The 23,674-nt window shown below is 63.2% G+C and carries 25 protein-coding genes and 1 tRNA gene; 19 read left to right on the plus strand and 7 right to left on the minus strand.

Annotated features, from left to right (window positions below; all coding sequences use genetic code 11):
* The first annotated feature begins 2 nt into the window (after window positions 1-2).
* From NKI85_RS00760 to recQ, 5 genes are all read left to right on the plus strand, one after another.
* Window positions 3-779: a FadR/GntR family transcriptional regulator gene (locus NKI85_RS00760; protein WP_352522941.1), complete on the plus strand. Its 777-nt coding sequence runs from the start codon at window positions 3-5 to the stop codon at window positions 777-779.
* A 14-nt stretch (window positions 780-793) separates the two neighbouring features.
* Window positions 794-1,651, plus strand: a complete 858-nt coding sequence (gene kduI / locus NKI85_RS00765) for a 5-dehydro-4-deoxy-D-glucuronate isomerase (protein WP_352775220.1) — start codon at window positions 794-796, stop codon at window positions 1,649-1,651.
* Window positions 1,648-2,415 (plus strand): 2-dehydro-3-deoxy-D-gluconate 5-dehydrogenase KduD, encoded by a 768-nt coding sequence (gene kduD / locus NKI85_RS00770; protein WP_352775223.1) that lies wholly within the window; start codon window positions 1,648-1,650, stop codon window positions 2,413-2,415. Before kduI ends, kduD begins: the two co-directional genes overlap by 4 nt.
* Before the next feature lie 24 nt (window positions 2,416-2,439).
* Entirely contained in the window at window positions 2,440-2,778 is a 339-nt protein-coding gene (locus NKI85_RS00775; RefSeq protein WP_352775224.1) for a cupin domain-containing protein, read from the plus strand.
* Between the two features lie 370 nt (window positions 2,779-3,148).
* Window positions 3,149-4,987 (plus strand): DNA helicase RecQ, encoded by a 1,839-nt coding sequence (gene recQ, locus NKI85_RS00780; protein ID WP_352775227.1) that lies wholly within the window; start codon window positions 3,149-3,151, stop codon window positions 4,985-4,987.
* A 30-nt stretch (window positions 4,988-5,017) separates the two neighbouring features.
* On the opposite strand, the gene NKI85_RS00785 is transcribed toward recQ, so the two are convergent.
* The 4 genes from NKI85_RS00785 to NKI85_RS00800 all read right to left on the minus strand — a co-directional run bounded on the left by NKI85_RS00785 (window position 5,018) and on the right by NKI85_RS00800 (window position 7,560).
* Window positions 5,018-5,116, minus strand: a complete 99-nt coding sequence (locus tag NKI85_RS00785) for an SEC-C metal-binding domain-containing protein (RefSeq protein ID WP_352522936.1) — start codon at window positions 5,114-5,116, stop codon at window positions 5,018-5,020.
* 133 nt (window positions 5,117-5,249) lie between these two features.
* The gene (locus tag NKI85_RS00790) at window positions 5,250-5,960 is read right to left on the minus strand and encodes a DUF1186 domain-containing protein (protein WP_352775230.1); all 711 of its coding nucleotides are present in this window, start codon (window positions 5,958-5,960) and stop codon (window positions 5,250-5,252) included.
* 253 nt (window positions 5,961-6,213) lie between these two features.
* Complete coding sequence (locus tag NKI85_RS00795; RefSeq protein ID WP_352775233.1) at window positions 6,214-6,537, minus strand: hypothetical protein; 324 nt, start codon at window positions 6,535-6,537, stop codon at window positions 6,214-6,216.
* A gap of 129 nt (window positions 6,538-6,666) precedes the next feature.
* Window positions 6,667-7,560, minus strand: coding sequence for an alpha/beta fold hydrolase (locus NKI85_RS00800; protein ID WP_352775235.1), 894 nt, complete (start codon window positions 7,558-7,560; stop codon window positions 6,667-6,669).
* 729 nt (window positions 7,561-8,289) lie between these two features.
* Between NKI85_RS00800 and NKI85_RS00805 the strand changes: the two genes are divergently transcribed.
* Together NKI85_RS00805 and NKI85_RS00810 are read left to right on the plus strand one after the other, a co-directional pair.
* Entirely contained in the window at window positions 8,290-8,886 is a 597-nt protein-coding gene (locus NKI85_RS00805; RefSeq protein WP_352775237.1) for a TetR/AcrR family transcriptional regulator, read from the plus strand.
* Window positions 8,887-8,963: 77 nt separating this feature from the next.
* On the plus strand, window positions 8,964-9,539 hold the full coding sequence (locus NKI85_RS00810) for a DUF308 domain-containing protein (protein WP_352775240.1): 576 nt from the start codon (window positions 8,964-8,966) through the stop codon (window positions 9,537-9,539).
* 326 nt (window positions 9,540-9,865) lie between these two features.
* Here the strand turns inward: NKI85_RS00810 and NKI85_RS00815 are convergent.
* Window positions 9,866-9,955 (minus strand) — tRNA-Ser (locus tag NKI85_RS00815).
* A gap of 338 nt (window positions 9,956-10,293) precedes the next feature.
* On the opposite strand from NKI85_RS00815, the gene NKI85_RS00820 reads away from it, so the two are divergent.
* From NKI85_RS00820 to NKI85_RS00830, 3 genes are all read left to right on the plus strand, one after another.
* Window positions 10,294-10,986, plus strand: coding sequence for a 50S ribosomal protein L21 (locus NKI85_RS00820; protein ID WP_352522930.1), 693 nt, complete (start codon window positions 10,294-10,296; stop codon window positions 10,984-10,986).
* Window positions 10,987-11,084: 98 nt separating this feature from the next.
* The gene (gene rpmA / locus NKI85_RS00825) at window positions 11,085-11,354 is read left to right on the plus strand and encodes a 50S ribosomal protein L27 (protein ID WP_023678077.1); all 270 of its coding nucleotides are present in this window, start codon (window positions 11,085-11,087) and stop codon (window positions 11,352-11,354) included.
* Window positions 11,355-11,474: 120 nt separating this feature from the next.
* On the plus strand, window positions 11,475-12,062 hold the full coding sequence (locus NKI85_RS00830; protein WP_352522929.1) for a GNAT family N-acetyltransferase: 588 nt from the start codon (window positions 11,475-11,477) through the stop codon (window positions 12,060-12,062).
* Between the two features lie 10 nt (window positions 12,063-12,072).
* Here the strand turns inward: NKI85_RS00830 and NKI85_RS00835 are convergent, their stop codons facing one another.
* Window positions 12,073-12,942, minus strand: coding sequence for an endonuclease/exonuclease/phosphatase family protein (locus NKI85_RS00835; protein WP_352775244.1), 870 nt, complete (start codon window positions 12,940-12,942; stop codon window positions 12,073-12,075).
* A 115-nt stretch (window positions 12,943-13,057) separates the two neighbouring features.
* Here NKI85_RS00835 and obgE point away from each other — a divergent pair, with 115 nt between their 5' ends.
* From obgE to NKI85_RS00860, 5 genes are all read left to right on the plus strand, one after another.
* The gene (gene obgE, locus NKI85_RS00840) at window positions 13,058-14,089 is read left to right on the plus strand and encodes a GTPase ObgE (RefSeq protein WP_352775247.1); all 1,032 of its coding nucleotides are present in this window, start codon (window positions 13,058-13,060) and stop codon (window positions 14,087-14,089) included.
* A gap of 2 nt (window positions 14,090-14,091) precedes the next feature.
* Window positions 14,092-15,255 carry a glutamate 5-kinase gene (gene proB / locus NKI85_RS00845; RefSeq protein ID WP_352775250.1) on the plus strand — a complete coding sequence of 388 codons (1,164 nt, stop codon included), beginning with the start codon at window positions 14,092-14,094 and terminating at the stop codon, window positions 15,253-15,255.
* A gap of 3 nt (window positions 15,256-15,258) precedes the next feature.
* A complete protein-coding gene (locus NKI85_RS00850; RefSeq protein WP_352775252.1) occupies window positions 15,259-16,545 on the plus strand; it encodes a glutamate-5-semialdehyde dehydrogenase in 1,287 nt (428 codons plus the stop codon).
* 163 nt (window positions 16,546-16,708) lie between these two features.
* Window positions 16,709-17,296, plus strand: coding sequence for a nicotinate-nucleotide adenylyltransferase (locus tag NKI85_RS00855; protein WP_352775254.1), 588 nt, complete (start codon window positions 16,709-16,711; stop codon window positions 17,294-17,296).
* A 74-nt stretch (window positions 17,297-17,370) separates the two neighbouring features.
* On the plus strand, window positions 17,371-18,669 hold the full coding sequence (locus tag NKI85_RS00860) for an MFS transporter (RefSeq protein ID WP_352775256.1): 1,299 nt from the start codon (window positions 17,371-17,373) through the stop codon (window positions 18,667-18,669).
* Window positions 18,670-18,698: 29 nt separating this feature from the next.
* On the opposite strand, the gene NKI85_RS00865 is transcribed toward NKI85_RS00860, so the two are convergent.
* Window positions 18,699-19,556, minus strand: a complete 858-nt coding sequence (locus NKI85_RS00865) for a mechanosensitive ion channel family protein (RefSeq protein WP_352522922.1) — start codon at window positions 19,554-19,556, stop codon at window positions 18,699-18,701.
* Between the two features lie 250 nt (window positions 19,557-19,806).
* Here NKI85_RS00865 and rsfS point away from each other — a divergent pair, with 250 nt between their 5' ends.
* The 4 genes from rsfS to NKI85_RS00885 all read left to right on the plus strand — a co-directional run bounded on the left by rsfS (window position 19,807) and on the right by NKI85_RS00885 (window position 23,553).
* Window positions 19,807-20,184, plus strand: a complete 378-nt coding sequence (gene rsfS / locus NKI85_RS00870; protein WP_023678068.1) for a ribosome silencing factor — start codon at window positions 19,807-19,809, stop codon at window positions 20,182-20,184.
* A gap of 61 nt (window positions 20,185-20,245) precedes the next feature.
* Window positions 20,246-20,728 carry a 23S rRNA (pseudouridine(1915)-N(3))-methyltransferase RlmH gene (gene rlmH, locus NKI85_RS00875; protein ID WP_352522920.1) on the plus strand — a complete coding sequence of 161 codons (483 nt, stop codon included), beginning with the start codon at window positions 20,246-20,248 and terminating at the stop codon, window positions 20,726-20,728.
* A 152-nt stretch (window positions 20,729-20,880) separates the two neighbouring features.
* Window positions 20,881-22,227 carry a murein hydrolase activator EnvC family protein gene (locus tag NKI85_RS00880; protein ID WP_352775259.1) on the plus strand — a complete coding sequence of 449 codons (1,347 nt, stop codon included), beginning with the start codon at window positions 20,881-20,883 and terminating at the stop codon, window positions 22,225-22,227.
* Window positions 22,228-23,553, plus strand: coding sequence for a S41 family peptidase (locus tag NKI85_RS00885; RefSeq protein ID WP_352522918.1), 1,326 nt, complete (start codon window positions 22,228-22,230; stop codon window positions 23,551-23,553).
* Window positions 23,554-23,674 lie beyond the last annotated feature (121 nt).

A 23,674-nucleotide genomic window follows, 5' to 3' on the forward strand; every position in this document is an offset into this window, starting at 1 on the left:
ACATGGCCTGGGACACCGCAGTCGGCCTCCGCGTCGAACGAAGACCGAAGCTTTCGGAAACCGTCGTTGCGGCGATCCGCAAGCAGCTGCAGGCGGGCGAGATCCAGCCGGGACAAAAGCTGCCGACCGAGGGTCAGTTGACTGAAACCTTCGGGGTCAGCCGCACCGTGATACGCGAGGCGCTGGCCAAACTTGCCGCAGACGGCCTGGTCGAGCCGCGCCAAGGCGCCGGCGTCTTCGTTACCGAGCATATCTCGACGATGTTCGGTGCTCTGGCAGCGGAGATGGGCAGCAAGGATTCGATTGCCCTCAACGTTCTGGAAGTCAGGTTGGCGATCGAGATCGAATCCGCCGGGCTCGCTGCCATCCGCCGCAACGCTGCACAGGAAGCGGCAATCCAGGAAGCCTTCTTCGAGTTCGAGCGGCTGCTCCTCAACAGCGAGCCGACGGGACCGGCCGACCTTGCCTTCCACCGCGCAATCGCCAGCGCCACAAACAATCCTTTCTATGTCGAGATGCTCGACGTGCTCGGCCGGCGCGCCATTCCTTGCGACGTGACTTCGCCCTGGTCGACCGAGCTCGCCCAGTCCGACGCCTACCAGCGCGGCCTGCAGCGCGAGCACCTGATGATCCTCAATGCCATCTCGGCAGGCGACGCCGAGGCGGCCCGGGAGGCGATGCGCGCGCATCTCGGTGCCAGCCAGCAGCGCTATCGCGAGCGCCTGCACGCGCGCCAGGTTTTTTATGCCGACTCGGTCAAGGCCGCGGCAACCGAATGACCAATGAGGCAGCAATGATTCAAACTGACGATCACACGGATTTCACCTCCCGCTTCGCCATCGACCCTGTTTCTGCCGCGGCGATGGGCACGGACGAGCTCCGTCACAATTTTCTCATCTCGGGCCTGTTCCAGCCCGGCCGCATTAGCCTGACCTACACCCATTACGACCGCATGATCGTCGGCGGCGCCATGCCCGCCGACGCACCGCTTTTGCTGCAGGCGATCAAGCCGACCGGGACGAAGGATTTTCTCGACCGCCGAGAAATGATCATCGTCAATATCGGCGGTGCCGGCATCGTCAAAGCTGGCGGTCAATCCTACGAGCTGCAGCCGCGCGACATGCTCTATCTCGGCATGGGCACCGATGAGGTATCGTTCGCTGCGAGCAATCCGGCTGAGCCGGCTAAGTTCTACCTGCTCAGCGCGCCGGCGCATCAGAGCTACCCCAGTCAGCTGATCCGCATCGGCGATGCCAAGCGACTCGATCTCGGCAGCCAGGCGACCTGCAACGAGCGCTCGATCTTCCAGTTCATCCATGCCGACAGCGTAAAGGCCTGCCAATTGGTCGTCGGCATGACCCAGCTTGCCCCCGGTTCCGTCTGGAACACCATGCCTTGCCATGTGCATGACCGGCGCATGGAGGCCTATCTCTACTTCGACCTGCCGGAGACGGCGCGGGTGTTTCATTTCATGGGTGAACCAGACGAAACGCGCCATCTCGTCATGCGCAACGAGGAGGCGGTGCTGTCGCCGGGATGGTCGCTTCATTCGGGTGCCGGCACTTCCAACTATGTGTTCATCTGGGCGATGGCCGGCGACAATGTCGACTATACCGATGTCGATCTGGTAACGATGGAAGAGCTCAAGTGAGCGATCTCTCGGCCTTCAGCCTTGCCGGCAAGCGCATCCTCGTCACCGGCGCCAATACCGGAATCGGCCAGGGCATCGCCGTGTCGATCGTGCGCGCCGGCGGCATGGTCGTCGGCGTCGGCCGGTCGGCGATGGACGAGACGGCAGAGAAGATAGCGGCGGCCGGCGGACGCTTCGAAGCGGTCCGCTGCGACCTTGGCGATGATGCAGCTGTCCAGGCGATGCTTGACCGCGTCTGGGACGATACGGGGCCGCTCGACGGCCTGGTCAACAATGCCGGCATCATCCGACGTGCCGATGCGGTCGAACTGACCGAAGCCGACTGGGACGACGTCATGGGCGTCAATCTGAAGACGGTGTTCTTCCTCAGCCAGAGTTTTGCCAGGCGCGTGCTTGCCGACCCGGGGCGGCGTGGCAAGATCGTCAACATCGCTTCGGTGCTGAGTTTTCAGGGCGGCATCCGCGTCGCCTCCTACACCGCCTCCAAACACGGCGTGCTCGGCATCACCCGGCTGCTCGCCTGCGAATGGGCGGCAAAAGGCATCAACGTCAACGGCATTGCGCCGGGCTATATCGAGACCAACAACACCGAGGCGCTGCGCGCCGATCCCGACCGCAGCGCCTCGATCCTGGCGCGTATCCCGGCCGGGCGCTGGGGCGCGCCGGAAGACATCGGCGACGCAGCCGTGTTCCTGCTGGCGCCGGCGTCGAACTATATGCATGGCGCGGTGATGCCGGTGGACGGCGGCTGGCTGGCGCGATGAGCAACAAAAGATGAGAGTTTGGCGATGACCGGAACCAAAATCTTCTCGCATGCCGGCGAGAGTGCGTGGACGCCGACGCCCGATGGCAATCGCAGGCGCGTGCTCTTGCACACCGACGAACTGATGATGGTCGAGTTTGCCTTCGACAAAGGCGGCGTCGGTGCATTGCACTCGCACCCGCACGTCCAGGCGAGCTACGTCGCCGAAGGTCGCTTCGAGGTCACCATCGACGGGAGGACCGAGATCCTGGAAACCGGAAGCAGCTTCATCGTTCCTTCCAATCTGATCCATGGTGTCAAGGCGCTGGAGGCGGGACGGCTGGTCGACAGCTTCACGCCGCACCGCGCCGATTTCCTCGACTGAGCTGCGGGCCCGAAGATCAGGCTGCCGGTTTGCGCTTCTCCCGGAACGAAAAACCCGCGCCTCCGGAGAGACGCGGGCGTGTTGCCTGGGCGCTTGTGGCGCCGCGGTACTCAAAACATCACCGCAGAACCTGAACCTGCCGAATGATGGTGAAGATAGGATTAACCGCCCCGAGACGGCGCGATATTCACAGCCAAGGCGAATAGGGGCTGGAACGACGGCCTCATATCGGCCAATGAGAGAGAAGTTCCCTTCAGGCGGTGCCGAGGACAGGACTAGAGGGGTCTAGAATGTTCGAATCTGCTGTCCAGGCAATCACCTGGCGATTCGCCGGTGAATTTCGGCAGGTCATGTTCCCGAAAGTGCTGCAGTGCAGATAGCAGCGAGCATCCCGGCAGAGGTTTCCAAGCGGCGCGTCCTGAAGGATGTGTTCGGCTTCGATGATTTTCGTCCCGGCCAGGCGGTCGTGATGGAGGCGCTCCTGGCCGGGCGCCATGTGCTGGCCGTCATGCCGACCGGCGCCGGCAAATCGCTCTGCTACCAGGTGCCGGCGCTGGTGCTGGGAGGGCTCACCATTGTCGTTTCGCCCTTGGTGGCGTTGATGCAGGACCAGGTCGCCGCATTGCGCTTTGCCGGCGTGGCGGCCGATACGATCAATTCCTCACTCGACCGCGATGCCAATATCTCTGCATGGCGCCGCGTCGCGGCTGGCCAGACACGCCTGCTCTACCTTGCACCGGAGCGGCTCATGACGGCGCGAATGCTCGACGCGCTCGCCAGGCTCGATATCCGGCTGATCGCCATCGACGAGGCGCATTGCATCTCCCAATGGGGACCGGCGTTCCGGCGCGAATATGAAGAATTGTCGCGGCTGCGCGGCATCTTCCCTGATGTGCCGATCATTGCGCTGACGGCGACGGCGGACGAGACGACGCGCACCGACATTGCCGCGCAACTGTTCGACGGGCGCGTCGACACCGTGGTGCTGGGCTTCGACCGGCCAAACATCAAGCTAGGCATCGAGCCCAAACAGGACAGCAAGCGCCAATTGCTGAGCTTCGTGCAGCGCCATGCCGGCCGCAGCGGGATCGTCTACTGCCTGTCGCGCAAAAAGACCGAAGAGATGGCGGCGTTCCTCGAGCGGAACGGCGTGCGTGCCCTGGCCTATCATGCCGGCATGAGCAAGGACGCGCGTGAAGCGAATCAAAACGCTTTCATGACCTTGTCCGGCGTCGTGATGGTGGCGACCATCGCCTTTGGCATGGGGATCGACAAGCCGGATGTCGCCTATGTCTTCCATACGGACCTGCCGGGCAGCCTCGAAGCCTATTACCAGGAAATCGGGCGAGCGGGCCGCGACGGGCGGGCGGCCGAGGCACATATGCTCTTCGGTCTCGGCGATATCCGCATGCGGCGGCTTTTCATCGAAGACGAGGACGCACCGGCGGAGCACAAAAGGCGCGCGCACGGCCGGCTCGACACGCTGATCGGCTATTGCGAGACGGCGCAGTGCCGCCGCCAGATCCTGCTTGGCTATTTCGGCGAAAGTGCGTCGCCTTGCGGCAATTGCGACAACTGCCTTGACCTGGCGCCGCATGCGGATGGCGAGGCGGAGGCACGGATCATCCTCGCGGCCATCGCACAGACCGGCGAGCGCTTTGGTGCTGCCCATGTCGTCGATGTTTTGCTCGGCCATGAAACCGAGAAGGTCCTGGCCAGGAACCACCACAGGCTTACCAGCTTCGGCACCGGTGTGGCGCACAAGAAGAATCTATTGCTGTCGCTGGTCCGCCAGCTCGTCGCGGGAGGGTTTCTGACATTGGACTCAGGCGGCCATGGCGGCCTCGCCATCGCCGAAAAGGGCCGTGATCTGGCCCGCGGAGAGGCTTCGTTCCGGTATCGTGTGGACGCGCGCCAGTCATCGCGAGGCAAGATACGTCCCGTACAGGGCGCCGCAGCAGGCACGGAAGCTCTGGATTCGGCGCTGCTGGCCGCACTCAAGGCGGTACGGCTGCGTCTCGCCCGCGAGCGCCAGGTGCCAGCCTTCGTGATCTTCTCCGATCGTACGCTGATCGATATGGCCGAACGCTGCCCGAGTGATCTGGACGCCTTCGCCGAAGTGAATGGTGTCGGCGCCGCGAAGCTCAAAGATTTCGGCGAGATATTTCTCGGCGCGATCGCCGCGCATCAATCCGATGGATCGGCTTGAAAAACCCTCACCAACGTCCTGCGGCAACTGTCAGTTTGCGAGGCAACATTTCTTGAATTTCTTGCCGCTTCCACAGGGGCAGGGATCGTTGCGTCCGACATCGCGCAAGGGGTTTGTGGCCGGCGTCATGTTGGACCAATCTCTGGTTGGCCAAGGCTCCCAATCGTCCTCGTCAAGCCCAATGCCGTGAGTCGTCCAATCCAGCGCCGCGAGCACATCGTCGATATAGCCGAGATTGGCGTGCTTGAACCGATCGATGTCATCAGGGCGTTGCTCGGCGTTCCAGCAGATCCCTTTCGAAATGGCTGCGTTCTAGCACTCCGTACGGCACACGGTCTTCGTCCCAGGCGCTGTAGACGAGCGGGACAAGATCGCGCACCGCGAGCAGGGCGATGGCCTCCAGCCAGCCAATCCAGGCGTGATCGTCGTCGTCAGCCAGCCTCTCCTTGAAGAACCGCTCGAGAAACTGCTGCATCCGATCTCGCTCGATTCGGCCTTCCCAGGTTAGAAAGGTCGCCGCGCCCAGCAGCGCTTCGCGGGTAAATTCGTCGACGGAGCGGTCGGCGATGACGCTGAACAGGGCGTCAACATCGCCGTCGAACACGCCCGCGACGATGCGTGCCATGGTTTCGGTGATGGCGTCGCCGAGCAGTCGGTTGGTTTCCTTCTCCGGGCGGCGCAGCAGGCGCAGCAAGGGTTGACATGCCTGGCTGTCACGGGCGCCGCCCAGAACATGCAAGCCTCTGAAGAGCAGCATCTCCTCATCCTCCGACAGAGCCTCTCCATCGGCCGCTCTCGTGAGGATCGCCCGCAACGCGGGAGCGGATTCTTCAATCCTTGCGATGCAGTGAATGATTGCCACATCCGGCAATTGCCGCTTGGTGGCCACGGCATGCAGTTGGTCTTCTATCGGACCCAGATCGAAGCCGGGGTTGCCATGGCCAAGGATAGATTCCAGATCTTCGTTCTTCATGGCATTCTCGATGTCGTTCGCGCTTGCCAAATCTACGCCAGACCGGCTGCCTTTCAACAGTTCATCCGCTGCATAAGTAGCAAATTCCTGTGCAGAAGGTCATCGCCGCCAGTGGAACGGGCAGCGGCGAACCGTCGTCTCAAGCGGCTCTACGACGCCGTTGAGGTGCGTCTTCTCAACCGTCGATTCCAATGCCACATCCTGCGATGTTGATCATCTTTCTGCCTTGCAGGCTCTCACTCCGGCGGCGCGATTAGCACTTGCTGCGTCTCGCCGCTGCAATCGCAACCTCCTGCTGCCGCAAGCGCTCGATCTTCGCACTCTGGCGGGCAGTGACAGCAGAGGCGACACGCCGCCCTCCCCATAGCCAGTCCGGAATATCGGTGTGGACGACTTTGCCGCGAGCGATGGCTGTTGCCGACATTTCGTCGGCGACCGCGCCTATCGCGACGTTGAGTTCGACGCAACTCATCGTCGCGTATTTCGCGGCATCGAAGGATGCAGGCAAAGGCGATGCGCAACTTCCGACAAACATGAGGCTGCATATCAGAGGCGTGGCCGTGGAGATCGCCTTCATTCTCTTATCAAACACGTTGACGCCGGACGGGCGAATTTCGGAGGGTTCTCGATCTCGGGCCGCGAAGCGCTCCCGAAGTTCTGCGTAACTGAAGCATGTGAATCTCTACAATACTCTGTCCGGACCGTCCTATTTGTCTTCGAAGAATTCCGAGAGAAGCGCTGCGGTCTTGCCCGGGTACTCTTCCGGGAAAAAGTGCCCGCCTTGGACAGCGCGTCCTTCAACTCTGTCGGCCCATTTTCTCCAGATAGCCAGCGGCCCGCCTTCTTGCGTATACCAGTTCTCCAGGCCGCCTTCGCCACTCCATAGCGCCAATAGCGGACACTCGATGCGACGACCGTTTGCCTGGTCTAGCGCGTCATGTTCACGATCGATCGTGGCAGCGGCCCGATATTCTTCGCAGATCGCGTGAATATGAGCGGGATCGCGAAGCGCATCAACATAGGCGTCCCTGACCTCTTGGGAGAATATTTTTGCCGACGATCCCCACTGCCCAATCGCATTGTCGACGACGGCATCGGGAGCCGCGCCAATCAGACGCTCCGGCAGGGGCTCCGGCTGGGCAAGAAGGCTCCAGGGCCAGAAGCCGAGCGTCAGTCTGGCATCGGCCCTATCCCATGCGGCGGCGGTTGGGATGACGTCGAGGACGGCGATTCTAGACACCGCATTGGGGTGGTCGAGCGCCAGACGATAGGCGACCCGCCCGCCACGATCATGCCCAGCCACCATGAACCGCTCAAACCCTAGTTGCTTCATGGCTTGAACCATGTCGACGGCCATGGCGCGCTTGGCGTATGGGCTATGATCGGCAGAGGAAACCGGGCATCCGCTTTGCCCATAGCCTCGAAGGTCGGCGGCGACCACCGTGAAGCGGGGCGCCAAGGCTGCGGCGATATCCCGCCACATCAGATGCGTTTCTGGAAAACCGTGAAGAAGCAGCAGCGGCGGACCCGTGCCACCTACCCTTGCGAAAATGGTCGTATCGTCCAGCCGCAAGCTGCTGGCACTGAAACCTGCAAACACCGTCAGCCTCCTCGGCGTCCCTTAGACAAGCTTTAAGGGCACTAACGGTCGCCTGAGGCGAAAACCCCGGCCGCGATGGCCAGGGTTTAAGCCGGCTAATTGCTAGAACCGAAACCAGACCCAAACGCGCCTGCGGAAGCACCGCCTGCGCCGATAGCCATTTCGCCAGTAAACGCGACAGACCCTTCTCCAAGCGCGCCGGCGGCGCCGGCGTGGCCGGTGCCACCGGCGATGATAGACCGGTTGCAACTCTGCTTGAGTATCGTCGTCGTCGAAGGTCTCTATATCCGGCGCCTCGAGTTCATCGAGAATGCCGCTTCTGGCAGCTGGAACGCCCGCCACTGCGTTCATAGGCCGAATTGCGCTCGCAAGGGCGGCGGCCCCGGCAATGCCAAACATTCCTGTCAAAAATAGTCGCCGATCCATTGAAACCTCCCAATCTTCAACCAGCGCGACAACAAGGCTAACGATGGGGAGATAGCGCAGTCGATACAAAAGCCCAGAGCCGCGCGGCGATTGGCGGTGGTCCGATCGGCCGGAGGGCGTCGCCGCCTCCTCGAAATCGATCGACAAACACCCGGAGTTTTTTGAATGATGGCGGGCCGTGAACGACGAAGATGGGACCTACGTCTACGCTATGACTACCTAATTCCACGCTACTGCTCTCTGTTTGTCGCTCGCGTTGCAAGGAGGGCTTGACGGCCATCCTACCAGAAGGTAGGGTATGGCATGAGCAACTTATCTACCACCTCTGACGACATCCTGGCTTGTGCGCGTTCTCTGATTGTCGCTGGCGGCTACAACGGTTTCAGTTATGCCGACATCTCTGATGTGGTCGGGATTCGTAAGGCGAGCATCCATCACCATTTCCCAAGCAAGGTCGATCTGGTCCGAACGCTGGTTGCGCGGTATCGGGAAGAAGCTGAAGCGGGGATGGCGAGTCTCGAACTTCAGGTATCCGATCCGCTCGAACAGCTTCGGTTCTACGCTGGGTATTGGGAAGCCTGCATCGCGGATGCCAGCGCTCCGTTTTGTGTCTGCGCGCTGTTGGCAAGCGAGCTCCCCGTTCTGCCCGAGGAAGTTGGCCTTGAGGTCCGGGCGCATTTCCGCTCCCTGTCAGCGTGGCTGACATCCATGCTGGAGCGCGGCGCGCGGCACGGCCAACTTCAACTGATGAGTACCCCTCGTGCCGAGGCTGAAGCGTTCATGGCAACGGTTCACGGTGCGATGCTTTCGGCACGGGCCTATGGCGATCCGAAGATATTCGGCGTCGTGACAGGCCCGCTCCTGGAGCGACTCCGCGCTTCTCCCCAGATACGGCCCTAGATCTCGAATAACCATTGCCGTGATCGCTCTGCGACGTTCGTCGAGAGCCTCTACCTACTAGTCGAAAGGACGATCCAATGGCGGTTCACAGTGGCGATCTTTCTCGCGCCAGCCAGGAACAATGGCTCAAGCTCTATTACTTCGCTCGAACAGCGTTCTCGGCTGTCTGGGTGGCGGCTGCCTTTACGGTGGGACAGAATTCCGGAGGGATCGCGGCGGTTTTACTCGTGGCTTATCCTGCATGGGATGCCCTCGCCAATTTTGTCGACGCATCGCGCAGCGGAGGATTGGGACAGAATCGCACGCAGACCATTAACGTCGTGGTCAGTGTGGCGACAACGCTCGCGGTCGTTCTCGCGCTGAAGATGAGCATGAATTGGGTGCTCGGGGTGTTCGGCGTATGGGCGATCCTGTCCGGCCTGCTTCAACTCGGCACCGCAGTCCGCCGTTGGAAGAGCTATGGTGCGCAGTGGACGATGATCCTGAGCGGAGGGCAATCAGCACTGGCAGGTACGTTTTTCATCGTGCAGGCGCGGATGCCGATGCCGCCATCCATCACCAACGTGGCCGGCTATGCCGCAGTAGGCGCCCTCTACTTCCTGGTTTCGGCGGTGTGGCTGAGCGTGAGCCAATTGCGGCGGAAGGCTGCATAGCCCCCATCTTAAGCCATCACCGACCCGATCAGAGATACTGTCAGCCGCTGGTGTCGGCTCGCCGATCTGTCGACAGAACGGAACGACCCACCCCGTCCTTAGACTGGAAAGGAGACCGATATGTCTGGAATTTCACCACTCGGCTGGGTGGATACACTCGGCAGCCTGCCTGCCTCCGGCTACTCACCCAGCGGGTCGAGGTCGAGGAACAAGGAGGTCCGCATCATGGGGTCCAAGAGCAACGTGCTCCGAACCTTGTGGCGCTCTCTAGCTCCGGCGCAAAATTTGATACCCTGGGCGTGTCCAGAGTGGACCCCCCGTTGAAGTGGCGGAGAGGGAGGGATTCGAACCCCCGATGGGCTTGCACCCATGCCGCATTTCGAGTGCGGTGCATTCGACCACTCTGCCACCTCTCCGCGGTCATGGTCCGCCGTTGCCGGCGCGGCGCACTAGATAACGGCTGGACAGGCAGGTTACAAGGGCCAATCTGCCCCGGCGCCGCAGCTTCTGTCCGCGCTTCCTTCGAGGCTCCGGTGGCCCGCTGCTCGATATTTGCCGGACTGGGCTCAACCCATTCGCAGCTTGCCCGCGGCGCTTGCCTTGACTCAAGCCGAACCTTCGGTTAGGGACAGCGCGCAATCGGCGTGGAGGGATCTTCCGCGCCGCTTGTTTTTTGAATCCGCAGACTGACAAAAAGACGGCCGAACCGCCTGAGGCGGTTCATCAAGGCCGACCGAACAGCGAAAGGCAAAAAATGTTCGCAGTCATCAAAACGGGCGGCAAGCAGTATCGCGTTGTCGCCAACGATCTTCTGAAGATCGAAAAACTCGAAGCCAATGTCGGCGACATCGTCGAGATCGGTAGTGTGCTCGCGCATGGCGAGGGCGAGAACGTCACATTCGGTGCGCCGTTCGTCGATGGTGCGACGGTCACCGCCGAAGTCGTCGAGCAGGGCAAGAACCGTACCGTCATCGCCTTCAAGAAGCGCCGCCGGCAGAATTCACGCCGCAAGATCGGCCATCGCCAGCTTTTGACCACCGTCAGGATCGCCGAGATCCTGCTGGGTGGCGCCAAGCCGGCGAAGAAGGCCGCCGCCAAGACCGAAGCGAAGGCCGAGGTTGCAGCCAAGACCGAGGCGAAGGCTGATGCCGCGCCGAAGGCCGAAGCGAAGGCAGAGGCTGCGCCAAAGAAGGAAGCCAAGGCCGAGGCAGGCGCCGCCGCCGCGCCGTTGTTCAAGGCGCCGAAGGGCGAGCCGGACGATCTGACCGTGATCAAGGGCATCGGCCCGGTCGCCGCCGGGCAGCTCAACGAACAGGGCATCGCCACTTTCGCCCAGATCGCCAAGCTGTCCGACAAGGATGTCGCCAAGATCGACGAGCACATGCCGTTCAGCGCCGACCAGATCAAGGACTGGCGCGAGCAGGCCAAGGAATTGGCGAAGAAGTAGAACGAACCGGCGCAATCGTCGCCGGATCGGACTTGAAACGGAACGCGAACGCGTTCATAAGATCGTTTAGGCGCCTCGCGGCGCATCGGAGTAGTTAGATGGCACACAAGAAAGCTGGCGGATCGTCGCGCAATGGTCGCGACTCCCATTCCAAGCGGCTCGGCGTGAAGAAGTTCGGCGGCGAAGCCGTGATTCCGGGCAACATCATCATTCGTCAGCGTGGCACGACGTGGCATCCAGGCACCAATGTCGGCATTGGCACGGACCACACGCTGTTTGCGCTCGAAGCTGGCGCAGTCACCTTCAACAAAAAAGCCAATGGCCGAACCTACGTATCGGTGAACCCGATGACGAAGGCAGCGGAGTAGCCGGTTCCGCACGAGAACACCGGCACCCATCTCGGGAACCGGTGTCTGGCCAAGCCAGGAAATGGATCAGGGGAGATGGGTTTCCATCTCCCCTTTTTCTTGTGCCTGGAGGACTTTGACATGGTTGCCGAAGCGGAAGACTCAGACGACGAAAGTTACGCGATAGATTGCCCGGTCCTGGTCACCGAGCGGCTGGTCATGCGTGCCCCGCGTGAAAGCGACATCGAGCAATTGGTGGCGCTCGCCGACAACCGCCATGTCGCGGAAATGTTGGCCCGCATGCCGCATCCCTATGGCGAGGCCGAGGCACGCGCCTTCCTCGCCATGACAGCATCGCGCCGAGCGGGAATCGCCTATGCGCTGACGCTGGCTGGCACCGAGACCTTCGTCGGCTGCGCCGGGCTCAACACCACGGATCGCGGGCTGGAGCTCGGGTACTGGATCGGCGAGCCGTACTGGAAACGCGGCTATGCGACTGAGGCAGCGCACGCACTGGTCGACCTTGCCTTCCAGAGAACCACGATCCAGGTGCTGCACGCCTCGACGCGGGTCATCAATCCGGCCTCGCGCCGGGTCATCCACAAATGCGGCTTCCAGTATGCCGGCCAGGGCATGCTGAACTCGATCGTTGCCGGCCAGGTGCCGGTCGAGCGCTACCGCCTTGATCGCAAGACCTGGACCAGCCTCAGGAACTGGGTGCACTTTTGATCGGCGCTGCTCACGCCATCTCGACCCAGACCGGCACGTGGTCGGAGCCGACCGCTTGCCGGTCGACCCACAGGCGGTTTAGCGATTTGGCGAGCGAGGCGCTGGCAAAGACATAGTCGATGCGCTTGTGGCGGCTTGCATCATCCGGCCGCTTGGGGTCGACCCAGGTGATGAGATCGGCGCCGGCAGCGCCGAGGCGCGCGGCGGCATCGACGGCGAGGTCGGCGGTCACCGGCATGCCGAATTCATGGTCAGGCTGGCCGGCGAGTTCGACATATTCCGGCGATCCGGCCAGCATGTTGAAGTCGCCCATGACGACGAAGGCTTTGGGATAAGGCAGGTCCGGCAAGCCGATCTCGGCGACGCCGGAGAGCCCACCGCCCTCAAGCGGGTAGTTCAACAGGCGTTGGCGCAGAAAGCGGATCTGGCTCAGCCGTTCAACCGGGCTGCGGTGGTCGAGATGGGTGGAATAGAAGCGGATGAAACCAAGCGGCGTTTCGATCAGCGCCTCCAGTGCGCCGCGCTGGAAGTTCATCGCTTCGAAACTGCGGCTGCGCGGCAAAAGGAGATTGCGCGACAGATGGATCGGCGTTCTCGACAGCACCATGTTGCCGAGCTGGAAGGTGGTCGTGATGGCTCGGCCGTTCTCCAGGCGCGAGCCGGCGTCGGCCTCGAAATTGCTGCCGTAGACGGCAAAATAGTCGGGCAGTGCCTCGCCGAGCTCGGCCACCATGTCGCGGCCGCCATTGTTGGGATTGGCGCGGGTGACCTCCTGCAGCGCGATCACGTCGGCGCCGCGCACGGCATCGGCGATGCGGCCGGCATCATAGCGGCCGTCGAGACCGATGCCGTAGTGGATGTTGTAGGTTACCAGCTTCATTGCGACTCCGGCCATGTTCATAAACAGCCCTCGCCCTTCGCCCTGCCTTGGTTTAGAGCAGTGCCGAAGGTTTAGAGCAATGCCGCAAGCCCACTAGCAGAAACTCAGCAATCCGATGAAATTTCTCGATCAAGCCAAAGTCTACATCCGCTCCGGCGACGGCGGCGCCGGTTCGGTGTCGTTCCGGCGCGAAAAGTTCATCGAGTTCGGCGGTCCGGACGGCGGCGACGGCGGCCGCGGCGGTGATGTCTGGGTGGAGGCGGTCAACGGACTGAACACGCTGATCGACTATCGCTACCAACAGCATTTCAAGGCCAAGACCGGGACGCACGGCATGGGCCGCAACATGACCGGCGCCAAGGGTGCCGACGTGACGTTGAAAGTGCCGGCCGGCACGCAGGTCTTTGCCGAGGACAACGAGACGCTGATCTGCGATCTGACCGTCGTTGGCCAGCGCTTCCTTTTGGCCAAGGGCGGCAATGGCGGCTTCGGCAACCAGCATTTCAAGACCTCGACCAACCAGGCCCCGCGCCGCGCCAATCCCGGCCAGCCGGGCGAAGAGCTCAACATCTGGCTCAGGCTCAAGCTGATCGCCGATGCCGGCCTGGTCGGGCTGCCCAATGCCGGCAAGTCGACCTTTCTGGCGGCCGTCACCGCAGCCAAGCCGAAGATCGCCGATTATCCCTTCACCACACTGCATCCCGGCCTTGGCGTGGCCCGCATCGACGGGCGCGAATTCGTCATCGCGGACATTCCCGGCCTGATCGAAGGCGCGCATGAAGGCATCGGCATCGGCGACCGCTTCCTCGGCCATGTCGAACGCACGCGCGTCCTTTTGCACCTCGTCTCGGCGCAGGAAGAAAATCCGGGCAAGGCGTACAAGACCGTGCGCGCCGAACTCGACGCCTATGGCAACGGGTTGACCGACAAGGTCGAGATCGTCGCGCTTTCCCAGGTCGACATACTCGATGCCGCCGCGCGCAAGGCGAAAGCCGCCTCGCTGAAACGCGCCGCCGGCCGCGCGCCGATGCTGCTTTCGGCAGTCACCGGCGAAGGCGTCGAAGCCGTGTTGCGCGCGCTGATGGCGGTGGTGGCCGAAGCGCGCGAAGCTATCGCTGCGCCGGTCGAGACGCGCTGGAACACGTAGCCATGGCCGCGCAATCGCTGAAGAATTATCGGCGCATTGCCGTCAAGATCGGCTCGGCGCTGCTTGTCGACCGCACGACGGGCTTGAAGCGCGACTGGCTGGCCTCGCTTGCCGACGATATCGCCGTGCTGGCCAATGGCGGCGCTGAAATCTTGGTCGTGTCGTCCGGTGCGATTGCACTTGGCCGCACCATTCTCGACCTTGGCAAACGGGCGCTGAAGCTCGAGGAGAGCCAGGCCGCTGCTGCTGTCGGGCAGATCGCGCTGGCTGGTGCCTGGTCGGATGCGCTCGGCAAGGGCGGCCTGAAATCGGGCCAGATCCTGCTGACGCTCGGCGACACCGAAGAGCGCCGCCGCTATCTCAATGCGCGGGCAACGATTTCGACGCTGCTTAAGATGAAAGCGGTGCCGGTCATCAACGAGAACGACACGGTGGCAACGTCAGAAATCCGCTATGGCGACAATGACCGGCTGGCGGCGCGCGTTGCCACCATGATGGGCGCCGATCTGCTGGTACTGCTTTCCGATATCGATGGGCTCTATACGGCGCCGCCGGCACGCGACCCGCAAGCCCGGTTCATTCCGGTCGTCGACCGTATCACACCCGACATCGAGGCGATGGCGGGTGCTGCCGCTTCGGAGCTTTCGCGCGGTGGCATGCGCACCAAGCTCGACGCCGGCAAGATCGCCACCGCCGCCGGTACCGCCATGATCATCACATCAGGCACGCGGCTGTCGCCGCTGCTGGCAATCGAGCGCGGCGAGCGCGCCACCTTCTTCCGGCCGAGCAGTAACCCCGTCAAAGGTTACAAGACCTGGATCGCCGGGCAGCTCGAACCGGCGGGACGGCTGACCGTCGATGCCGGTGCCATCGGCGCACTGCTCTCCGGCAAGTCGCTGCTGCCGGCCGGCGTCAAACTGGTCAGCGGCAATTTTGCGCGTGGCGACACGGTGGCGATCCTGTCGCCCGAGGGCCGCGAGATCGCGCGCGGGCTGGTTGCCTATGATGCCGCCGATGCCGTAAGGATCGCTGGCCTGAAGACGACAGAGATCGAAACCGTGCTCGGTTACGAAGCGCGTTCGGCGATGATCCACCGCGATGACCTTGTGGTGAGCCATGCCGGTGGTGACCAAATGGTCGGTGACCAGGTACATAGCGAAGGATGAGCCATGCTGAAGCTGCATGAAAAATCCCGGGATGACACGGTCGCGCTGATGGCCGATATCGGCCGCCGCGCGCGTGCCGCGGCCCGACCGCTGGCCATAGCTGCGGTCGAGCGCAAGCACGCAGCGCTGATCGGCATGGCTCAGGCGATCCTTCGGCATGAGCAGGGTATTCTCGACGCCAATGCCATCGACATCAGGAACGGCGAGGAGGCTGGCCTATCGGCAGCGTCGATGGATCGGCTGAAGCTCGATCCCGCCCGCATCCGCGCCATGGCAGCCGGTATCAGCGAAATCGCCGAGTTGCGCGATCCGGTCGGCGATGTCATTACCGAATGGGACCGGCCGAACGGGTTGCATATCGAACGGGTGCGTACGCCGCTCGGCATCGTCGGCGTCATCTATGAGAGCCGGCCGAACGTGACCGCCGATGCCGGCGCGCTCTGCCTCAAGGCGGGCAATCCGGTAATCCTGCGCGGCGGCTCGGATTCACTCAATTCTTCCGCCGCGATCCATGCCTGCCTGGTCGAGGGGCTGAAGGCGGCCGAGCTGCCGCAAGATGCCATTCAGCTGGTGCCGACCACCGACCGGGCCGCCGTCGGCGAAATGCTGAAAGGGCTTTCCGGCAATCTCGAGGTCATCATTCCGCGCGGCGGCCGCAGCCTGGTCGAGCGTGTGCAGAACGAGGCACGGGTGCCGGTCTTCGCGCACCTCGAGGGCATCTGCCATGTCTATATCGACCGATCGGCCGATCTCGACATGGCGGCCAAGATCGCCGTCAATGCCAAGATGCGGCGCACCGGGGTGTGCGGTGCTGCCGAGACGCTGCTGGTCGACCGTGCCGTCGCTGCTAGCCATCTGGTGCCGATCCTCGAAGCCTTGCGGGCGGCAGGTTGCGAGATCCACGCCGACGCCGAGGTGCTGAAGCTTTATGCCGATGGCCAGCCAGCGACCGAAGCCGATTGGGTGACCGAATATCTCGACGCGATCATCGCTGTGAAACTGGTCGACGGGATTGGCGGCGCGATCGAGCATATCGAGAATTTTTCCTCGCATCATACCGAGGCGATCGTCGCCGAGGATGCAAAGGTCGTCGAACGGTTCTTCAACGAGATCGATTCGGCGATCCTTCTGCACAACGCCTCGACCCAGTTTGCCGACGGTGGCGAGTTCGGCATGGGCGCCGAGATCGGCATCGCCACCGGCAAGATGCATGCACGCGGGCCGGTCGGCGTCGAGCAGCTGACGTCGTTCAAATATCGCGTACGCGGGTCGGGACAGGTGAGGCCTTGAGCGCCGGTCTTACCCTCCCCTTTGTGGGGAGGGTGGCGAGCATCGCGAGCCGGGTGGGGGTGCGACGCTGAACTCTGCAACACCCCCACCCCGCTCGGCTTCGCGGATCGACCCTCCCCACAAGGGGGAGGGTAAGGAACCCGTTCCCTCCCACTATCTGCACATGCCACATGCCGGAAAAGGCCTGGCCGTGGGGCTGTTCGGCGGTTCGTTCAACCCGCCGCATGCCGGCCACGCGCTGGTCGCCGAGATCGCGCTCAGACGCCTTGCGCTCGACCAGCTGTGGTGGATGGTGACGCCCGGCAATCCGCTCAAGAATGCCGGTGAACTGGCGCCGCTGGCCGAGCGGCTGCAGCTGTCCGAAAAGATCGCCAAGAACCCGAAGATCAAGGTCACCGCCTTCGAGGCGTCCCACCACGTCCGCTTCACCGCCGACACGCTGGCGCTGGTCAAGGCGCGCAACCCCGGCGTTGATTTCGTCTGGATCATGGGGGCCGACTCGCTTCGCGATTTCCACCGTTGGCAGCGCTGGCGCCGGATCGTGATGACGTTCCCAATCGCGGTGATCGACCGGCCAGGTGCGACGCTGTCGTTCCTGTCATCGGTGGTCGCCAAGACGTTCGACTATGCCCGCGTCGACGAGGGCGACGCACCGCGGCTCGCCCGTATGAAGGCGCCGGCCTGGACCTTCATCCACGGCCCGCGTTCGTCGCTGTCGTCGAGCGCGATCCGCAAGGTGGCAAAGGGCTGAGCCTGCACAGAAGGCAAGTCCGGCCATGTCGCATTTGCGGCTGTCTTTGCCAGCTTGATGGGCAATCCTCGGTCATGAAGATTCTCGAGCGCGACCAGGGTAGGACCGGTCCGGGGCACGGCAAGCAGCCGGCGCCGTCGATCGCGATTGCCAGCATCCTCTTGTCGATGGCGCTGATCGCCGTCGGCAATGGGCTGATGTTCGCCTATATCCCTGTCCGGCTCGGCGCCGAGGGCTTCGATCCGACATGGGCGGGGCTGATCGTCACCGGTCTTTCGGCCGGCGGCCTTGCCGGCTGTATCCTGACCGGGCCGCTGGTGCGGCGCGTCGGTCATGCCCGCGCATTCATGGTGCTGTCGGCGCTGATCGTGCTATCCAACGCCGCCGTAGGCGCCGGGCCGCATCCATTGCCGTGGATCGCTGCACGGGCGCTCTACGGCTTTGCCATTTGCGGACTATTCATCGTCGCGCAGAGCTGGCTGAACGATGTCATCGACAACGCCATCCGCGGCCGGGTCATGGCTACCTTCTACGTTGCCTATGTCGCCGGCCTCGGCGTCGGCTATTCGACGCTGGCGTTGGTCGATATCCGCGCGGCCGACGCGCCGCTGATCGGCATCGTCTTCACCGCGCTGTCGATCCTCCCCGTCGGGCTGACGCGGCTTGCGCAGCCACCGCCGCCGCAAGCAGCGTCCGTGGCGCTCGGTCGGGCCTGGCGGATTTCGCCGGTCGGCGTTGCCGGCATGCTTGCCGTCGGCGGCCTGTCGATGACGATTTCGGGTTTTGTGCCAATCCATGCCACGGCCAAGGGCTACAGCCAGGCCGACGTCGCATTGCTGCTTTCGGCGATGCCGGTCGGCACGCTGATCCTGCAGATTCCGCTCGGCTGGATTTCCGACCGCACCGACCGGCGCTTTGTGCTGATCGCAGCGTCGGCACTTGCCGCAGCGGCAGGCCTGTTTGCCTTGGGTTTCGACGGCGGCGCGCTGGCGGCGCTGCTCGTCATCTACGTGGTCTGGGACGGCGCCTCGGAATCGATCTATTCGCTGGCCAGCGCCCATGCCGGCGACCGCGCCGGCAAGGACGATATGGTGGCGCTGTCGAGCTCGCTTTTGTTTGCCTGGTCGTTGTCCGGCTTCGTCGTGCCCGGCATTGTGACCGGGCTTTCCGCCATCTACGGCACGCAGACCTTCATTTATGTGGCGATCGTCATTGCCGCCGCCTATTGCCTGTTCGTTCTCTGGCGCGTCGTCATGGTGCGGCCCGTGCCCGCCACCGAGACCGGCAGTTTCGCGCCGATGACGGCGCAGGCGCCGTTGCCTGTCGATCTCGCCTTCGCGCCCGAAGATCAGCGCGGGCGCGGAGAGCTTTGAGGGGCATCCTGCCAGCTGGCTGCAACGCTCTATTGCTGCGTGGCTGAGGCCTCCGGCTGCGGCGCTTGCGGCGCCGGCGCCGGAATTGAAAGACCTTCGGCATCGAAGGCCTGCTTGACCCCTTTGGTGAGGTCGATCTGGGCGGCGAAGAAATCGGCAGCCGCCGTCCAGTAGCGTAAGGTGATGGCGACGTTGCTGTCGCCGACAGTCGCGACAAAGGCGATCGGCGCCGGCTGCCGCCTGACGCGCCTTTCGGCGGCGGCGACGCCGAGCATGGTCTTTTGCGCGAAATCGATGTCGTTCCACGAGCCGATGCTGAGCGTGATATCGCCGCGACGCACACCGTTGCGGGTGAAGTTGCGGACCGGCTGGTTCCATAGGGTCGAGTTGGGCGCAAGCACGTAGACGCCTTCGACCGTCCTCAGCGTTGTAGCGAATAGCCCGATCTCCTCGACGGTGCCGGATATGGCGCCGACCTCGACATATTCGCCGATGCGGAACGGCCGCAGCGCCAGGAGCATGATGCCGGCGGCAATGTTCTGCAGCGTGCCTTGCAGCGCCAGGCCGATGGCCAGGCCGGCGGCACCGATGGCGGCAATGATCGAAGCCGTCTGCACGCCGAACTGGCCGAGAACCATGATCACGACAAGCCCCAGGATGGCGTAGCGGACGACCTGCGAGAAGAAATGGCGGAGCGTTTCGTCGAAGCCGCTGATATGGCCGAGGCCGGCATAGATCGAACGCTCGGCGAGGCCGGCGACGATGTAGCCGATGACCAGCAGGATGACGGCGCCGACCGCCGAAAGCGAGTAGGAGACGATCAGCGTACTGAGTTGCGCAAGGCCGGATTGCACGGTGAGGAGGGCGTTCTGGGGATCGATCGGCATGTCGGGATTCCGGTTCGTGGATGAGCCGATAACCGCTGCGGGGCGAGGCGGTTCCGATTTCTCGCCTGGAAAAGCCGCAATGCGGCACGACATTCGGCCGTTACGAGGTGTCGGTTTGCGAGCGCCGTCTTGAAACTGCAACGCAACTCTGCCTATCTAAGCAGTGTCACCTGATTTTAGGGGTGATTTGGTTGTTCTTGCTGCGAAAGGAAATACACTGAGAACAGCACTGCGGAAGAAGGCCGACATCGTGCCTTCGCCGGCCGGGATCAGCGTAAACGACGCCGTGTCCCGCGCCATCAAGACAGTCCTTGCCAGTCTGGAAGACTCCAAGGCCGAAAATATCGTCTCAATCGACATTCAGGGAAAATCGAGCCTCGGCGACTACATGGTCGTCGCGTCGGGCCGATCGCACCGTCATGTCTCGGCTGTCGCCGATCATCTCCTCAAGGCGCTGAAGGATGCCGGGCTCGGCACTGCGCGCGTCGAGGGGCTGGCTGGCGCCGACTGGGTCCTGATCGATTCGGGCGACATCATCGTCCATGTCTTCCGTCCCGAGGTCCGCGACTTCTACAATCTCGAAAAGATGTGGCAGGCGCCGGATCTCGAGGAGGAGACCCTCCACTGAGCCGTATTTGTCTTGATGCATGTCGTTGTCCGACATGCATCAGCGGCTCTTCGAGACAGGGATGAAGATTACCGTTCATGCCGTGGGCCGAATGAAAGCCGGCCCCGAGAAGCAGTTGGCCGATCGCTATTTCGAGCGCTTCGCCAAAAGCGGCCCTGCTGTAGGCCTCGAATTCGCCGGGATCGCCGAGATTGCCGAAGGCCGGGCGCAGACGGCCAATGAGCGCCGGCGCGAGGAAGGCCAGAAGCTGCAGACGCACTTGCAGCCCGGCACGGCGCTGATGCTGCTGGATGAGCGCGGCAAGAACCTTTCCTCCGAGGATTTCGCCGGCCGCATAAGCTTCCTGCGCGATGGCGGGCGCAAGGCGCTGGTGATTGCCATTGGCGGCGCCGACGGCCATGACCAGTCGCTGCGCGACCTGGCTGATCTGACGGTGTCGCTCGGCGCGCTGACCTGGCCGCATCAGCTGGTCCGCGTGATGCTGGGCGAGCAGCTTTACAGGGCGGCCACAATCCTTTCCGGCCATCCCTACCATCGTTCATGAAGCCGGCTCGATCAGCGAATTGACGCCAGCCGCCCGGATTTTTGCCCCAATGCTCATCAAAAGTTTGGGCTCATGGGGGTTTGCGGATGGCGGCCGGGGCTCGAACATGGTTGATGGTTCGTTAACGAAGCCGCGCATAGAGTTGGGCTTCAATGTCTGAAGACTGGAAATCACGAACGGGCTCTTGGCGCGCGCGCTACGGCATCGCCGTCGCGGCGATCGTGCTTTCGCTCGGGGTCGCGCGGGCCGAGAACACGCTCGACCTGGCGCCCGACCCGGACCAGAGCCGCGCCGAATACGAAAAGGTGTCGAAAGAGATCACGCTGTCGTCCGATCGGCTGGCCAAGCTCGCCGCCGACATAGCGGCGGTCAAGAAGGACCACGCCTCGATCACGGCGGCGCTGATCCAGTCGGCGATGACCGAGCAGAAGCTCGGCCAGGACATCGAGGATATCGGCGGCAAGCTGGAAGGGCTGAAGGCCGAGGAGCAGAGGATCCGCGCCTCACTGGCCGCTAGACGCAACGTTCTGGCCGAAGTGCTCGGCGCGCTGCAGCGCATGGGGCTCAATCCGCCGCCTGCGATCCTGGTCAAGCCCGAGGATGCATTGTCGTCGGTGCGCAGCGCCATCCTGCTCGGTGCCGTGGTGCCGGAACTGCGACAGCAGACCGACATATTGCTGGCCGATCTCAAAGAGCAGTCGCGGGTGACGGCCTCGATCGAGGCCGAGCGGGCGCGGCTGACGTCAGCGGTCGGCGAACAGGCGGCGGAAAAAAAGCGGCTCAGCATGCTACTCGAAGCCAAGCAGAAGCTCGCCGCCGATACGGAAACCGCGTTGGCCGCCGAAAAGCAGCGGTCCGCGACGCTGGCGGCCAAGGCCGGCAGCCTGAAAGAGCTGATCGCATCGCTGGAGGCCGACAGGGCCCGCAAGGCGGCGGATGCGGCCAAGGCAGCCGAGCAAAAAACGGCGGACGCCGACAAGGTCCTGGCATCGGGCCCGGCGGCGCCGACGGAATTGGCCTCGCTGCCGGTGCCGGAGAGCAACAGGCTCACCGCTGCCGCACCGTTTTCCGCGCTTCAAGGGCAGATCGCGCTGCCGGTCACCGGCAGGATCAAGCGGCGCTTCGGTGCCGACGACGGTAACGGCGCGGTGATGCTCGGTGACATGGTTGCGACACAATCGGGAGCCATCGTCACAGCGCCGGCGGATGGAAATGTGCTTTATGCGGGGCCTTTCCGCTCTTACGGTCAACTCTTGATCCTGAATGCGGGTGACGGCTATCATGTCGTCCTGGCGGGGATGAGCAGAATCAGCGTCGCGTCTGGCCAGTCGGTGCTCGCAGGAGAACCGGTCGGCGCGATGGGAGAGGCCCGGGTGGCGAGCACCTCGGCATCGAAGAATGGAAATGCCACACCGGAGCTCTATGTCGAGTTCCGCAAGGATGGAAAACCCGTCGATCCGGCCCCATGGTGGGCGGACCGTTTTTCTGGAAGGACGTGAATGATGCGGAAACTGTCGCTTCTGTTTGCCGGTGCGCTGATGGGTGCATCGGCGATGAGCCTGGTCTATGGCGCGCCCGGCTCGACGGCGAAGGCTGCGGGCTCCGAGACCTACAAGCAATTGGCGATCTTCGGCGACATCTTCGAACGGGTGCGGGCGAATTATGTGACGCCGCCCGACGACAAATCGCTGGTCGAAAATGCCATTAACGGCATGCTGTCCTCGCTCGACCCGCACTCCTCCTACATGAATGCCGAAGAAGCGCAGGACATGCGCGTGCAGACCAAGGGCGAATTCGGCGGCCTCGGCATCGAGGTCACCATGGAGAACGACCTGGTCAAGGTGATCACGCCGATCGACGATACGCCTGCCGCCAAGGCTGGTGTGCTCGCCGGCGACTATATCGCCAAGATTGACGGCGAGGAGGTTCGCGGCCTGACCCTCAACGACGCCGTCGAGAAGATGCGCGGGCTGGTCAACACGCCGATCAAGCTCACCATCCTGCGCCAGGGCGCAGACAAGCCGATCGAACTGACGGTCGTGCGCGACATCATCAAGGTGAAGGCGGTCAAGTTCCGGGTCGAGAACGACATCGGCTACATGAAGATCACCTCTTTTACCGAAAAGACCTATGACGACCTCGAGAATGCCATCGACACCATCAAGAAGCAGGTGCCGAACGACAAGCTCAAGGGTTACGTGCTCGATCTGCGTCTCAACCCAGGCGGTTTGCTCGACCAGGCGGTGAGCGTGTCGGATGCCTTCCTCGACCGTGGCGAGATCGTCTCGACGCGCGGCCGCGATCCGAAGGACGTCACCCGCTTCGATGCGCGGTCCGGCGACGATATCGGCGGCAAGCCGCTGATCGTGCTCGTCAATGGCGGCTCGGCCAGTGCATCGGAAATCGTCGCCGGTGCGCTGCAGGATCTGCGCCGCGCCACGGTGGTCGGCACGCAGTCCTTCGGCAAAGGTTCGGTGCAGACCATCATCCCGCTCGGCGAGAACGGGGCGCTGCGGTTGACGACGGCGCTCTATTACACGCCGTCCGGCAAGTCGATCCAGGGCAAGGGCATCACGCCCGACATCAAGGTCGACCAGCCACTGCCGGCGGAACTGCAGGGCAGGGATCTGACGCGCGGCGAATCGGACCTCAAGGGCCATATCAAGGGCGCCGACGAAGGCACGACCGGTTCGGGCTCGGCCGCCTATGTGCCGCCGGAGCCGAAGGACGATTTGCAGCTCATCTATGCCGAGCAGCTGCTGCGCGGCCAGAAGACCGATCCGGCGTTCCCGCCGAATCCGCAAAAGGCCGTGTTGAACCAGTAAGGGCGGGCAAGCCGGGGCCAAACAGGTCTGGCTGCCTGAGCGAAGCGATGCGATGCTGCCGGGGCCGCGAGGCTCCGGCAGTTTGATTCGGGGCCGCGGCCGGGATGCTGCGCACCTCGAT

The sequence above is a fragment of the Mesorhizobium sp. M0571 genome (genome assembly GCF_040320985.1).
Taxonomy (GTDB): Bacteria; Pseudomonadota; Alphaproteobacteria; order Rhizobiales; family Rhizobiaceae; genus Mesorhizobium.

Bases quoted from the DNA above. Each gene is read 5' to 3' on its own strand.
- NKI85_RS00795 (WP_352775233.1), bottom strand. From the start codon at position 6,537: ATGAAGGCGATCTCCACGGCCACGCCTCTGATATGCAGCCTCATGTTT.
- NKI85_RS00885 (WP_352522918.1), top strand. From the start codon at position 22,228: ATGATGCGGAAACTGTCGCTTCTGTTTGCCGGTGCGCTGATGGGTGCA.
- kduI (WP_352775220.1), top strand. From the start codon at position 794: ATGATTCAAACTGACGATCACACGGATTTCACCTCCCGCTTCGCCATC.
- NKI85_RS00790 (WP_352775230.1), bottom strand. From the start codon at position 5,960: ATGAAGAACGAAGATCTGGAATCTATCCTTGGCCATGGCAACCCCGGC.
- NKI85_RS00855 (WP_352775254.1), top strand. From the start codon at position 16,709: ATGCCACATGCCGGAAAAGGCCTGGCCGTGGGGCTGTTCGGCGGTTCG.
- rpmA (WP_023678077.1), top strand. From the start codon at position 11,085: ATGGCACACAAGAAAGCTGGCGGATCGTCGCGCAATGGTCGCGACTCC.
- NKI85_RS00880 (WP_352775259.1), top strand. From the start codon at position 20,881: ATGTCTGAAGACTGGAAATCACGAACGGGCTCTTGGCGCGCGCGCTAC.
- NKI85_RS00820 (WP_352522930.1), top strand. From the start codon at position 10,294: ATGTTCGCAGTCATCAAAACGGGCGGCAAGCAGTATCGCGTTGTCGCC.
- rlmH (WP_352522920.1), top strand. From the start codon at position 20,246: ATGAAGATTACCGTTCATGCCGTGGGCCGAATGAAAGCCGGCCCCGAG.
- NKI85_RS00785 (WP_352522936.1), bottom strand. From the start codon at position 5,116: ATGACGCCGGCCACAAACCCCTTGCGCGATGTCGGACGCAACGATCCC.
- NKI85_RS00830 (WP_352522929.1), top strand. From the start codon at position 11,475: ATGGTTGCCGAAGCGGAAGACTCAGACGACGAAAGTTACGCGATAGAT.
- NKI85_RS00775 (WP_352775224.1), top strand. From the start codon at position 2,440: ATGACCGGAACCAAAATCTTCTCGCATGCCGGCGAGAGTGCGTGGACG.
- NKI85_RS00860 (WP_352775256.1), top strand. From the start codon at position 17,371: ATGAAGATTCTCGAGCGCGACCAGGGTAGGACCGGTCCGGGGCACGGC.
- NKI85_RS00760 (WP_352522941.1), top strand. From the start codon at position 3: ATGGCCTGGGACACCGCAGTCGGCCTCCGCGTCGAACGAAGACCGAAG.
- obgE (WP_352775247.1), top strand. From the start codon at position 13,058: ATGAAATTTCTCGATCAAGCCAAAGTCTACATCCGCTCCGGCGACGGC.
- NKI85_RS00850 (WP_352775252.1), top strand. From the start codon at position 15,259: ATGCTGAAGCTGCATGAAAAATCCCGGGATGACACGGTCGCGCTGATG.
- proB (WP_352775250.1), top strand. From the start codon at position 14,092: ATGGCCGCGCAATCGCTGAAGAATTATCGGCGCATTGCCGTCAAGATC.
- NKI85_RS00810 (WP_352775240.1), top strand. From the start codon at position 8,964: ATGGCGGTTCACAGTGGCGATCTTTCTCGCGCCAGCCAGGAACAATGG.
- NKI85_RS00805 (WP_352775237.1), top strand. From the start codon at position 8,290: ATGAGCAACTTATCTACCACCTCTGACGACATCCTGGCTTGTGCGCGT.
- NKI85_RS00865 (WP_352522922.1), bottom strand. From the start codon at position 19,556: ATGCCGATCGATCCCCAGAACGCCCTCCTCACCGTGCAATCCGGCCTT.
- NKI85_RS00835 (WP_352775244.1), bottom strand. From the start codon at position 12,942: ATGAAGCTGGTAACCTACAACATCCACTACGGCATCGGTCTCGACGGC.